General features: G+C 73.4%; 11 protein-coding genes. 9 read left to right on the top strand and 2 right to left on the bottom strand.

Going from position 1 to position 11,728, the window contains the following annotated elements; genetic code table 11:
* The first annotated feature begins 3 nt into the window (after nucleotides 1-3).
* From ACZ4M3_RS33460 to ACZ4M3_RS33480, 5 genes are all read left to right on the top strand, one after another.
* Nucleotides 4-615: a GNAT family N-acetyltransferase gene (locus tag ACZ4M3_RS33460; RefSeq protein WP_467739110.1), complete on the top strand. Its 612-nt coding sequence runs from the start codon at nucleotides 4-6 to the stop codon at nucleotides 613-615.
* Nucleotides 612-1,631, top strand: a complete 1,020-nt coding sequence (locus tag ACZ4M3_RS33465; RefSeq protein ID WP_467739112.1) for a C45 family autoproteolytic acyltransferase/hydolase — start codon at nucleotides 612-614, stop codon at nucleotides 1,629-1,631. Before ACZ4M3_RS33460 ends, ACZ4M3_RS33465 begins: the two co-directional genes overlap by 4 nt.
* Nucleotides 1,632-1,649: 18 nt before the next feature.
* Entirely contained in the window at nucleotides 1,650-2,369 is a 720-nt protein-coding gene (locus ACZ4M3_RS33470) for a 4'-phosphopantetheinyl transferase family protein (protein ID WP_467739114.1), read from the top strand.
* A gap of 55 nt (nucleotides 2,370-2,424) precedes the next feature.
* Nucleotides 2,425-3,105 (top strand): TetR/AcrR family transcriptional regulator, encoded by a 681-nt coding sequence (locus tag ACZ4M3_RS33475; RefSeq protein ID WP_467739116.1) that lies wholly within the window; start codon nucleotides 2,425-2,427, stop codon nucleotides 3,103-3,105.
* An 86-nt stretch (nucleotides 3,106-3,191) separates the two neighbouring features.
* Entirely contained in the window at nucleotides 3,192-4,580 is a 1,389-nt protein-coding gene (locus ACZ4M3_RS33480; RefSeq protein ID WP_467739118.1) for a serine hydrolase domain-containing protein, read from the top strand.
* Nucleotides 4,581-4,587: 7 nt separating this feature from the next.
* Here the strand turns inward: ACZ4M3_RS33480 and ACZ4M3_RS33485 are convergent, their stop codons facing one another.
* The gene (locus tag ACZ4M3_RS33485; protein ID WP_467739120.1) at nucleotides 4,588-5,574 is read right to left on the bottom strand and encodes an ArsR/SmtB family transcription factor; all 987 of its coding nucleotides are present in this window, start codon (nucleotides 5,572-5,574) and stop codon (nucleotides 4,588-4,590) included.
* A gap of 55 nt (nucleotides 5,575-5,629) precedes the next feature.
* Here ACZ4M3_RS33485 and ACZ4M3_RS33490 point away from each other — a divergent pair, with 55 nt between their 5' ends.
* A complete protein-coding gene (locus ACZ4M3_RS33490) occupies nucleotides 5,630-6,907 on the top strand; it encodes an MFS transporter (RefSeq protein WP_467739122.1) in 1,278 nt (425 codons plus the stop codon).
* A gap of 61 nt (nucleotides 6,908-6,968) precedes the next feature.
* Here the strand turns inward: ACZ4M3_RS33490 and ACZ4M3_RS33495 are convergent, their stop codons facing one another.
* Entirely contained in the window at nucleotides 6,969-8,105 is a 1,137-nt protein-coding gene (locus ACZ4M3_RS33495) for an FAD-dependent monooxygenase (RefSeq protein WP_467739124.1), read from the bottom strand.
* Between the two features lie 252 nt (nucleotides 8,106-8,357).
* Between ACZ4M3_RS33495 and ACZ4M3_RS33500 the strand changes: the two genes are divergently transcribed.
* From ACZ4M3_RS33500 to ACZ4M3_RS33510, 3 genes are read left to right on the top strand one after another with little or no spacing between them, the layout of a single operon-like run.
* Complete coding sequence (locus ACZ4M3_RS33500) at nucleotides 8,358-9,413, top strand: methyltransferase (protein ID WP_467739126.1); 1,056 nt, start codon at nucleotides 8,358-8,360, stop codon at nucleotides 9,411-9,413.
* A gap of 19 nt (nucleotides 9,414-9,432) precedes the next feature.
* The gene (metK, locus tag ACZ4M3_RS33505; protein WP_467739128.1) at nucleotides 9,433-10,638 is read left to right on the top strand and encodes a methionine adenosyltransferase; all 1,206 of its coding nucleotides are present in this window, start codon (nucleotides 9,433-9,435) and stop codon (nucleotides 10,636-10,638) included.
* A gap of 1 nt (nucleotide 10,639) precedes the next feature.
* Nucleotides 10,640-11,623, top strand: coding sequence for a carbohydrate kinase family protein (locus ACZ4M3_RS33510; protein ID WP_467739130.1), 984 nt, complete (start codon nucleotides 10,640-10,642; stop codon nucleotides 11,621-11,623).
* Nucleotides 11,624-11,728 lie beyond the last annotated feature (105 nt).

The raw sequence follows: 11,728 nt of genomic DNA on the forward strand, positions 1-11,728 counted from the left end.
ACCATGACGACCAACTGGGCCCACCACGCCGCCGCCACCCTGGAGAACGACCGCGTCCGGCTGACCCCGGTCACCGAGGCGGACCGCGAGGGCGTCCGCGCCGTCGCCATGGACCCCGACATCTGGCGCTACTTCGTCTCCGCCGTCGAGGACGACGCCGACTTCGAGGCCTTCTTCGGCGCCATGCTCGCCGACCAGGCCGCCGGCCGGCGCGCCGTCTACGTCATCACCGACAAGGCGACCGGCCGGACCGCGGGCAGCATGAGCTTCGGCAACATGGCCGAAGCCGACCGGCGCCTGGAGATCGGCTGGTCCTGGCTCGGCCGCGACTTCCGCGGCAAGGGCATCAACCACTGGGCGAAGGCGCTGCTCCTGGCGCACGCGTTCGACGTCCTGGAGGCCGAGCGCGTCGAGTTCAAGACCGACGTCCTCAACCTCCAGGCCCGGGGCGGACTGCGCAACATCGGCGCCACCGAGGAAGGCACCCTGCGCAGCTTCAACTACATGCCCGGAGGCCGGCGCCGCGACGCCGTCTTCTACAGCGTCCTGCGCGCCGAATGGCCCGACGTGCACGCCGCCCTCGCCCGGGGCCCGAAGACGGCCGTGCCCGCATGAGCGTCAGCTACGTCGACGCGCCGGGCCCCCCGCGCGAGAGCGGCCGTACGCACGGCGCGGCCCTCGCCGCGCCGCTGCGGGCCTTCCTCGACGACGGCCTGGCCCGGCTCGGCCACCTCACCGCGGCCCCCCTTTCGCTGGACGGGCTCCGGCCGTCGATCGCCGCCTACCGGGCGGCGGTCACGGCCGCCCTGCCGGACCTCGCCGAGGAGGTGGCCGGGCTCGCGGAAGGCGCCCGCATCACCGAGGACGAGGCCTGGCTGCTCCAGCTGCGCCGCGAGCTCATGGGCTACTCCAAGGTCCGCACCGGCGGGGACTGCACCACGTACGCCCGCACCGGGCCGCGCCCCGTCCTGGCGCAGACGGTGGACCTGAACGGCAACCTCGACACCCACATCACCGTCCTGCGCACGCCGCGCTCCCTGGTCCTCAGCTTCGCGGGCCTGCTCGGCTACCTCGGCACCAACCGCGCCGGCCTCGCCGTCGGGCTGAACCTGGTGCTCGGCGGCGCGTGGGGCCCGGGGGTGCCGCCGTACCTGGCGATCCGCCATCTCCTGGACCACGCGGACAGCGTGGGGGAGGCGCTCAAGCTGCTCGCGGACCTGCCGCTGGCCAGCTCCCGCTCCCTGACGCTGTGCGACCGCGAGCGCGCGGTGTACGTGGAACACCTGGGCGGGCGGCTCCGGGTGGGGGAGGGGGAGGGGCCCGAAGCGGTGCACACCAACCACTTCCTGCACCCCGACTTCGCCCCGGCGGACGAGCTGAACGTCTTCGCCCGCAACTCCTCGGTGCGCCGGCTGCGCGCGGCGGCGCAGGGCCTCGCGGACCTCGCCCCCACCGCCTCGGCGGAGGACCACTTCGCCCTGCTGGCCCGCCCGCCGCTGTGCGTCCCCGACCGCGGGGACATCCGCGCCGAACGCACCGTCGCGGCGGTGGTGCTCTTCCCGGAAGCCGGCGAACTGCACCTGCGGCCGGGCGACCCCTCGCTCAGCACGACCCAGACCTTCACCCTCTGAACGGGAAGGACGAGGAGGATGGACGCATGGCTGGTCGACCTCGACCAGGTCGTCCCCACCGACATCAGCGGACCGGCCGCAACCTCGGGCGCGCCGGCCGGTCTCACGCAGGACGAACTGCGGCGCGGAGCCGAGTTCGTCCACGCCCGGGCCGCCCACCGCTTCTTCCGCGCCCGGCTCACCGTCCGCAGGCTGCTGGCCGACCGGCTCGGCCTCGACCCGCGCGACCTGCGCATCCACTACGACCCGGCGGGCAAGCCGTACCTCCCCGACCAGCCCGGTACCCACGTCAGCTGGTCCCGCTCCGACGGCCTGCTGCTGCTGGGGGCGACCGAGACCGGGCCGGTCGGGGTGGACGTGGAACTCGTCCGCCCGGCCGCCACCAGCATGGAGGTGCTGTCCTTCGTCTACCCGGCGGTCCCCGCGACCGCCACGCCCCGTACGTTCTTCCCCGCCTGGACCCTGCTCGAAGCCGCGGTCAAGGCCACCGGGCGGGGCCTGGCGCGCGGCGCGAAGGAGGTCGACCTCGACTTCGGCCGGGGCGGCACGGTGGCCCTGCGCGGCATCACCGGCCACGGCCACCGCCCCTGGCACGGCCACACCTCCTTGCACCCCACCCGCCCGGACGCCCCTTCGGCCATGACCGCCTTCGTCTCCCACGACCTGCCCCCGTTCCGCGTCCACCCCTGGCCCCCCTCACCCACCACCGGACGACCGCACGCCCACCGGGCCCCCTGAGCCGCCGGCCGAGGCGCCCCGCAGGCGGGCGCGGGGCAGCCCTTAGGCTGCACCCATGGCGCGCGAGGCACTGACCAAGGAACAGATCATCCGCACCGCGATCGAGCTGCTCGACGAAGAGGGCCTGGAAGGCCTGAACATGCGCAGCCTCGGCAAGCGGCTCGGCACCGTCGCGACGGCCGTCTACTGGCACGTCAAGAACAAGGACGACCTCGTCCTGCTGGCCGGTGACCGGGTGTGGGGGGAGATCGAGCTGCCCGATCTGGACGCGGCCGACTGGCGGACGGCCGCCACCGCGATGGCCACCAGCCTGCACGAGGTGCTCAGCCGGCACCTCTGGCTGGTCCAGGCCTTCGGCTCCTACCTGTTCTACGGGCCCGCGAAAGCGCGTCACGACGACCACTGCCTCGCCGTCTACGAGGCAGCCGGGTTCTCCGGGGCCGCCGCCGACCAGGCGGCGGCCGGCGTCTTCACGTACGTCCTCGGCAGCGTCCTCGGCGCCTCCGCCACCGCGACCCTCACGCGCAGGATCAGCCGCGACGGCGGCGACCCCGAGGCGGCGTTCGAGGAGGCGATGGCGAAGGCGACCGAGTCCGTGACGGAGTACCCGCGCCTGCGCGCCCGCCTCGGGACACCGTCCGCCTCGCACGACGCCGCCGCGCTCGACGCCTTCGGCTTCGGCCTGCGGGCGCTGCTGGGGGGATTGGAGGACATGCTTCCCCCCGCAGTCTCTTGAACTAAGTTCATGCGCCCTCTTGTGCTCCGCCGAAGGCGCCGCCTACGCTGCACTTGTACTTAGTTCAAGTGACCGCAGGGGGAAGCATGTCGCAGGAGAAGCTGTCCGCGTTCGTCGCGGCGACGGCCCGGGAGTTCGGCGTACCCGGCGTGTCCGTGGGGGTGCTGACGGGCGGTCAGGAACTTTACGCCGCCCACGGCGTGACGCACGTCGACAACCCGCTGCCGGTCGACGAGAAGACGCTCTTCCACGTGGGATCGGTGACCAAGACCTTCACGGCGACCGCGCTGATGCGCCTGGCCGCGGAGGGAAAGGTGGAACTGGACGCCCCGGTGCGCCGCTACGTCCCCGAACTCGAACTCGCCGACGAGGCGGCCGCGGCAGGGGTCACCGTACTGAACCTGCTCAACCACACGGCGGGCCTGGACTGGAACCTGATGGACCCGGGCGAGGGCAACGGCTCCCTGGCCGAGTTCGTGGCCAGGATGTCCGAGCTGCCGCTGATCGCGCCGCCCGGCGCCCGCGCCTCGTACAGCCAGGCCGGCTACAACCTCGCGGGACGCGTCATCGAGAAGGTCACCGGGCTGCCCTTCGAAAAGGCCATGGCCGTGCTGGTCCTCGAACCGGCCGGACTCGCCAGCACCTTCTTCGACATCGACGAGATCATGATCCGGCGGTTCGCCGTCGGGCACAACCGCGACCAGGACGGCACCCTGCGCCCCGCCCGGCCCTGGCGGGCCAACCCCAGCGGCGCCCTCGGCAACAACCCCGGCGGCGGCATCGCCTCCTCGGCCGCCGACCTGCTGCGCTGGGCCCGGTTCCACCTCGGCACCGGCGACGGCGTCCTGCCCGCCCAGGCGCTGCACCGCATGAAGGAGCCGACGGTCACGCTGCGCGCCAGCACGCTCGGGGACGCCTTCGGCATCTGCTGGTTCCTGCGCGCGGTGGACGGCGTCGACACGGTCGGCCACGGCGGATCGGGCAACGGGCAGTTCGCCGACCTGCTGATCGTCCCCGAACGCGACTTCGCCGTCGTCTCCCTGGCCAACGCCGGCCCCGAGGGCTATCCGTTCAACCAGTCGGTCGTCCGGTGGGCCCTGGAGCACTACCTCGGCGTGGTCGACGAGGACCCGGAGCCGGTGCCGTTCGAGGAGGCGCGGGCGCGCGAGGTCGCGGGACGGTACGAGATCGACGCGATGAACGTCGACATCGCGGTGGACGGCACCCGGCTCACCCTCGCGGCGGAGATCAAGCCGGAGATCCGCAACGCCTCGGACGCCGAGATGCCCCCGGACTACGCTCCGGCGCGGATGGGCTTCCTGCCCGGCGACGGCGACGAGTACGTCATCACCGAAGGCGGCCTCAAGGGACAGCGCGGCTACTTCACGCGGGACGCGGACGGCTCGGTCGTCGGCGTCGACCTCGCCGGCCGGCTCTTCGGCCGGACCACCCCCGCGATCCCCTCCGCGAGCTGATCCCGTCTCACCCCGGCGCCGCGAGCCCGTCCCCGAGCGGGCTGCGCCGGTACAGCACCTGCCGTCCCTGCCGGGCCCGGGTGACCAGCCCGGCGGCGTGCAGCACCCGCAGGTGCTGGGACACGGCGCTCGGGGTGACCCGTAGCCGGCGGGCCAGTTCCACCGTGGCCAGCGGCTCGCCCAGCAGACCCAGCAGCCGCGCCCTCGGCGCCCCGAGCAGCGGTACGAGGGCCGCCGCGGCCTCGGCCCGGTCCGGCGCGGGCCCCCACAGCGTCGCCACCCCGCGGCTCGGGTAGATCAGCGACGGCGCCTCCTGCGCGCTGACCGGCGGCGCGGGCTTGTGCGCGAACACCGAGGGCACCAGCAGCAGCCCCCGGCCGCAGGCCCGCACCCGGTGGCCGCCCTGCATCGTGTCGACGTGCAGGACACCGTCCTGCCAGCGCAGACCCGGATGCATGTCGGCGAACAGCAGCCGCGCCCCGCCCATCGCCAACCGCCGCGCGCGGTAGGTCATGTCGGCCTCCACCACGAGCCGCACCTGCGGCCACAGCGGCTCGACGGCGATCTCCCAGTACCGCACCAGGAGCGCGCAGACGCGATCGCGCAGGGCGGCCACGGCCACGTCGTCGCCGGTTTCCGCGGCGGCCAGCGGCTCGGGCAGCCGGCCCGGCGCGTGCGCGGCCAGCAGATCGCGGCGGACCAGCGCGGGCGGGGTCCGGCGCGCGAGCGCGAGTTCCTCCCCGAAGGACGGGGCGAAGGCCGTCGGCCGCGGCGTCAGGAAGTCGGGCAGCGTGAGCCGCACCGCCACCAGGGACATCAACAGGGCCGTGTCCAGGGCGCCGAGCGCGCCGAGCACGGACCTGCGCCACGGCAGGTGAACGGCGGACAGGCCCGGATCGTGCAGCACCCGCAGGCTGAGCACCGTCTCGCTGAGCGGCGACACGGCGAACCGGGTGTCGGCGAGGTCCTCGACCCCGAGCTCGAAGCTGATCATTGAGCCAGACGCTACATCGATTGGCGGCCGACCGTCCGTGCCGTGGACTTCCCCCATGACCTCCCCCACCCCCGCTCCGCGCCCGGGCCCCGCCCGCGGCAGCGCCGGCCTGAGCCGCCGACTCGTGGTCCTCCTGGCCCTGGCCTGCGCCGTGGCCGTGGGCAACCTCTACTTCCCGCAGGCCATCGGCCCGCTGATCGCCGCCGGACTGGACATCCCGGCCGGCCGGGCCGCCCTGGTGGTCACCGCCACCCAACTGGGGTACACCGCGGGCATGGTCCTCCTGGTACCGCTCGGCGACCGGTTCCGCCACCGGTCGCTGCTCGTCGTCGTGCTCGCGCTCAGCGGCCTCGCCCTGCTGGCCGCCGGCTGCGCCCCGGCCCTGCCGCCGCTGGCCCTCGCGAGCGCCCTGGTCGGGCTGACCACCGTGGCCGCGCAGATCATCGGCCCGCTGGCGGCCGGCCTCGTCGCCCCCGGCCGGCAGGGCGAGGTGCTCGGTACGCTGCTCAGCGGCTCGACCGCCGGCATGCTGCTGGCCCGTACCTTCGGCGGAACGCTCGGCGAACGGCTGGGCTGGCGGGCCCCCTACCTGGTGGCCGCCGCCGCGGCCCTGGTGCTCGCGGCCGTGCTGGCGTACGCCGTACCGTCCACCACCCCCGCCGCGTCCGCCGTCCGGCGCTCGTACCCCGCGCTCCTCGCCGAACCGGCGCGGCTGCTGCGCGCCGAGCCGGAACTGCGCCGCTCCTGCCTCTACCAGGCCGCCGTCTTCGGCGGGTTCTCCGCCGTCTGGACCTGCCTGGCGCTGCTGCTGACCGGCCCGGTCTACGGCTTCGGGGCCGAGGCCGTCGGCCTGCTCGCGCTGGTCGGCGCGGCCACCATGCTGTGCATGCCGTTCGCCGGGCGCCTGGTGGACCGGCACGGGCCCGGCCGCGTCAACCTGGTCTCCCTGCTCGGGGTGGTCGTCGCGGCCGGGGTCCTCGCGGGCGGCGGCCTGGGGGGTCCGGCCGGCCTGACCGCGCTCACCGCGGGCACCCTGCTGCTGGACGTCGCCATGCAGTCCGGCACGCTGGCCAATGTGTCGCGGGTGTACGCCCTGCGCCCCGACGCCCGCAGCAGGCTCAACACCGCCTACATGACCTGCGCCTACCTGGGCGGTACCGCCGGATCCTGGCTCGGCGTCCGCGCGTACACCGCCTTCGGCTGGCCGGCGGTCAGCGCCCTCACCGCCCTCCTCGCGGCAGCCGCCCTCACCCACCACCTCGCCCCCCGCCGCCCGCGGGGCCGGCGCTACCTCGACGACGCTCCCCAGCGCCGGGCGCGGCGGGCGCGGTGACGGGGGTAGTGGGGGCGGCCGTCACCCGGCGGGGCGGCCAGGTGCCATCGGCAGATCCACATCAGCCACATGATCGTGCTCCGGTTCTCTGGGGGGAAAGGAGTGGGGCCAACAAGGGGGACAGTGCGCGGGCGAGGGCCGGGGCGCTCATGCGGGTGCCGCGCGCGGACACGTAGCCGTCGGGCCGGACCAGGACCCAGCCACCGGGCCGTAGGCCGAGCGCCGTACGCAGCGCTCGGTCCCGGTCGGGCAGCGGGCCGGCGGCGTCACCCACGGTGCGCACCGACAGCCACGCGGCGTACCGGGCGGCCCCGGCCGGGTGCCGGGGGCCGGGACCGTCGCCGCCCGCCGCCAGCAGCAGGAGCCAGCGCGGGTCTGCCAGTTCCGCGCGCAGGGCCCCGCAGGCCGGGCCGGCCGCGGTGACGCGTGTCCCGGGCCGCGGTACCGGCGTGGGTTCGGGCGCCACCACGCCGAGGTGGTAGCCGGAGATGAACTCGATGTGGTTCCCCGTGCTCAGCGAGCTGTTCGGGTAAGTGATGCCCAGCCCGGAGCGGCGTGCCGCCATCGTGCTGCGCAGCGGCGGGAAACGGTCCGCGAGGGACAGGAGCCGGGACCGGGGGCGGCCGGCGGGGGAGCACTCCTCGTCGTAGGTGCGCAGCAACTGAGGGCCGGCCTGGCCCTGCTCGACCATGGCCAGCTTCCACGCGAGGTTGTGGGCCTCACGGATGCCGGCGTCCACTCCGCGGGCTCCGGCCGTGAAGCGGCGGGCGGTGAGGTCCGTCCGCTCCACGCCCCCGTCGCACACGACCAGGGCGTGCGGGACGGCGGGCAGCGGGTGTTCGCGCCGCACGCCCCACTCGACTCCCACGCCGAGACCCGCGACGGCCTCTCGCAGCAGCTCCTCGGCGCGCCCCCGGTCGATGACGAGGGTGTACGGATGGCGGGTGGGCAGCGCCGAGTAGTCCGCGCGCACCCCGCTCCTGCGCCCGCGGTCGAGGAAACCGGCAACGAGGCCCATCTGGTCCAGGACTTCCAGGGTGCGAGGCTGCAAGGTGACCGCAGGGCCGGCCGCGGCCGGCCCGGGAGCCGGGTCGACGAGACGCACGGGGAGGCCGCGCCGGGCCAGTTCGTACGCAGCCGTCAGACCTACGGGGCCGGCTCCCACCACCAACGGACCGCGTCGTGCCTCGTCAGTCACCGGAGTCGTCCCCCTCTCGGTCCGGGTGCCGGGTGTCCCCGGACTCCACGGAGCGTCGACGGCGGCGCTCGACGGCGGATCGACGCCCGCTCGAAACGCGGCAGAGACGCGTGGCACCGGCAGCCGGGCGTGATCCGGTCACGGGAAATCTGTTCGGAATCTGGCCCGTCCCCTTCCGGCCGCCCCGTCGGAGGTGACGATCGGGTGGCGTCTCGACCCCGGTGACGCGACGAGACCCATCAGGAGGCGACCGTGTACGAGTTGACTGCGGAGCAGCGGGAGGAGGGGGCCGCCGCACGACGGTTGCTCTACGCGCAGATTCCCTCACGAGCGCTGATCGTCGCGGTGCAGCTAGGCATTCCGGACCTGCTCGCCGAAGAGCCCTTGGACGTCTCCGCCATAGCGGAGCGGACCGGGACGGACGCCGTCTCGCTCACCCGGCTGCTGCGCGGTCTCGCCGTGTTCGGCCTCTTCGAGGAGGGCGACGGCCAGGTCTTCTCCCTGGCGCCGGTCGGCAGGGCGCTGACTTCCGGGCACCCGGCTTCCGCGCTGCCCTCCGCCAAGCTGGCGGCGGGTCAGTTCGGCGAGGCCTGGGACCAGCTGCTGGACACCGTACGGACGGGCCTGTCCCCGTTCGAACGCAGCCGTGGCATCTCGCTGTTCACTCACATGGAGCAGGACGAGGAGCTCCGGGCCGTCTTCGACGACTCGCAGGGACGCGGCCTGGCCCTGGAGCTCGACGAGATCCTGCGTTCGATCGACTTCTCCGCCTACCCCACGGTGGTGGATGTCGGCGGCAGTGACGGAACGTTCCTGCGGAAGATCCTGGCGGCCCATCCCGGTATCAACGGGATCGTCTTCGACCTGCCCGGCTCGACGTCCCTCCAGGCGGAACAGGCCACGTCCGACACGTCCGACAGCCTGCACGGCCGTTACTCCGTCGTCACCGGAGACTTCTTCGAGAGCGTCCCCGAGGGGGGCGACCTCTACCTGCTCTCCCACATCCTGCACGACTGGGACGACGAGAAGGCAGTGCAGATCCTGCGCACCTGCCGCGCCGCCATGTCGCACGACGCGACGCTCATGGTCGTCGACCTCATCGCCGCCGACCGCGGACGGCGGGACGAGCGGCTGCACACCGCGGCCCTGATGGATCTCTACATGCTCTCCCTGTTCGGCGGCACCGGCGGCCAGGAACGGACCGCGGCGCAGGTCGAGGTCCTGCTCGGCAAGGCCGGATTCCGCGTATCCAGGGTGGACGCGCTTCCCAGTGGCATGAACGTCATCCGCGCGGTCCCCACCGCCTGAAACCCCGGAGGAATTGGTCATGGGGCGTCTCTTCACTTCCGAATCGGTGACCGAGGGTCACCCGGACAAGATCGCTGACCAGATCAGCGACACGATCCTCGACGCGTTGCTGCGCGAGGACCCCACCTCCCGCGTCGCGGTCGAGACCCTGATCACCACGGGTCTGGTGCACGTCGCGGGCGAGGTGACGACGAAGGCGTACGCGCCGATCGCGCAGCTCGTCCGGCAGGCCGTTCTCGACATCGGCTACGACTCCTCCGCCAAGGGTTTCGACGGCGCTTCCTGCGGCGTGTCGATCTCGATCGGCGCACAGTCCCCGGACATCGCGCAGGGTGTCGACACCGCCTACGAGCGGCGCGTCGAAGGCGAGGGCGACGAACTGGACCAGCAGGGCGCCGGCGACCAGGGCCTGATGTTCGGCTACGCCTGCGACGAGACGCCCGAGCTGATGCCGCTCCCGATCCACCTCGCGCACCGCCTCTCGCACCGCCTGACGGAGGTCCGCAAGAACGGGACCCTCCCGTACCTGCGCCCCGACGGCAAGACCCAGGTCACCATCGAGTACGACGGTGACAGGCCGGTCCGGCTGGACACCGTGGTCGTCTCGACCCAGCACGCCGCCGACATCGACCTGGAATCCCTGCTCGCGCCCGACATCCGTGAGTCGGTCGTGAGCCACGTCCTCAAGCAGCTGGCCGAGGAGGGACTGACCCTCGAGACCGACGGCTACCGGCTGCTGGTGAACCCGACCGGCCGGTTCGAGATCGGCGGTCCGATGGGCGACGCGGGCCTGACCGGCCGCAAGATCATCATCGACACGTACGGCGGCATGGCCCGCCACGGCGGCGGCGCGTTCTCCGGCAAGGACCCGTCCAAGGTGGACCGCTCCGCCGCGTACGCCATGCGCTGGGTCGCGAAGAACGTGGTCGCGGCCGGACTCGCCACGCGCTGCGAGGTGCAGGTCGCGTACGCGATCGGCAAGGCCGAGCCGGTCGGCCTGTTCGTGGAGACCTTCGGCACCGCCAAGGTCGACACCGCCAAGATCGAGAAGGCCATCGGCCAGGTCTTCGACTTGCGCCCGGCCGCGATCATCCGCGACCTGGACCTGCTGCGGCCCATCTACGCCCAGACCGCCGCCTACGGCCACTTCGGCCGCGAACTCCCCGACTTCACCTGGGAGCGCACCGATCGTGCCGAGGCCCTGCGCAAGGCCGTGGGGGTCTGACGTGCGTATCGCGGTCACCGGATCCATCGCCACCGACCACCTGACCACGTTCCCCGGCCGCTTCACCGAGCAGCTGATCCCCGACCGGCTCGACACGATCTCGCTGTCGTTCCTCGTCGACGACCTGGAAGTACGTCGCGGCGGCGTCGCCGCGAACATCGCCTTCGGCCTCGGCCACCTCGGATTCGCCCCGCTGCTGGTCGGGGCCGCCGGCACGGACTTCGCCGAGTACGACGCCTGGCTGCGCCGGCACGGCGTCGACACCAGCCCCGTGAAGGTGAGCGCCACCCGCCACACGGCCCGCTTCATGTGCACCACCGACGCCGACCAGAACCAGATCGCCTCCTTCTACACGGGCGCCATGGTCGAGGCCCGGGAGATCGGGCTGGCCGACGTGGTGCGGCAAGCAGGACCGGTGGACTGGGTCGTGGTGGCCCCCGACGACCCCCAGGCGATGCTGCGCCACACGGCCGAAGCCCGAGAACTGGGCATCCGGCTCGCCGCGGACCCCTCGCAGCAGCTGGCGCGGCTGAACACCGAGGAGACCCGGCGCCTGGTGGGCGGTGCGGAGCTGCTGTTCACCAACGAGTACGAGGCGGCCCTGCTCCAGGAGCGCACCGGCTGGACCGAACACGAGGTCCTTCGCCGCGTGGGTACCTGGATCACCACCCGGGGCGGCGACGGCGTCACCATCCTCAAGGCCGACGCGCAGCCGGTCAGCGTTCCGGCGGTCCCCGCCAAGGACATCGCCGATCCCACCGGTGTCGGCGACGGCTTCCGCGCCGGCTTCCTCGCGGGCCTGGGCTGGGGCCTGCCCCAGGAACGCGCCGCCCAGCTGGGCTGCGCACTGGCGACGACCGTCCTGGAGTCCGTGGGCACGCAGGAGTACCGGCTGGAGCCCCAGCCCTTCACCGCCAGGATCGCGGACGCGTACGGGAACGGCCCGGCCGCCGAGATCGCGGCCCACCTGCAGGCCACCCCGTGAGTGCGCGGATCGATGCCCTCCGGGAGGCGTTCGCCACCCGTGTGGTGGTCGCCGACGGGGCGATGGGGACCATGCTCCAGGCGCAGGATCCGACGATGGAGGACT

The organism is Streptomyces sp. NPDC026522 (genome assembly GCF_055567555.1).

What these genes read in the sequence shown, in the direction of transcription:
- ACZ4M3_RS33480 (WP_467739118.1), top strand. Translation starts at nt 3,192, where the DNA reads ATGTCGCAGGAGAAGCTGTCCGCGTTCGTCGCGGCGACGGCCCGGGAG.
- ACZ4M3_RS33475 (WP_467739116.1), top strand. Translation starts at nt 2,425, where the DNA reads ATGGCGCGCGAGGCACTGACCAAGGAACAGATCATCCGCACCGCGATC.
- ACZ4M3_RS33485 (WP_467739120.1), bottom strand. Translation starts at nt 5,574, where the DNA reads ATGATCAGCTTCGAGCTCGGGGTCGAGGACCTCGCCGACACCCGGTTC.
- metK (WP_467739128.1), top strand. Translation starts at nt 9,433, where the DNA reads ATGGGGCGTCTCTTCACTTCCGAATCGGTGACCGAGGGTCACCCGGAC.
- ACZ4M3_RS33465 (WP_467739112.1), top strand. Translation starts at nt 612, where the DNA reads ATGAGCGTCAGCTACGTCGACGCGCCGGGCCCCCCGCGCGAGAGCGGC.
- ACZ4M3_RS33490 (WP_467739122.1), top strand. Translation starts at nt 5,630, where the DNA reads ATGACCTCCCCCACCCCCGCTCCGCGCCCGGGCCCCGCCCGCGGCAGC.
- ACZ4M3_RS33460 (WP_467739110.1), top strand. Translation starts at nt 4, where the DNA reads ATGACGACCAACTGGGCCCACCACGCCGCCGCCACCCTGGAGAACGAC.
- ACZ4M3_RS33470 (WP_467739114.1), top strand. Translation starts at nt 1,650, where the DNA reads ATGGACGCATGGCTGGTCGACCTCGACCAGGTCGTCCCCACCGACATC.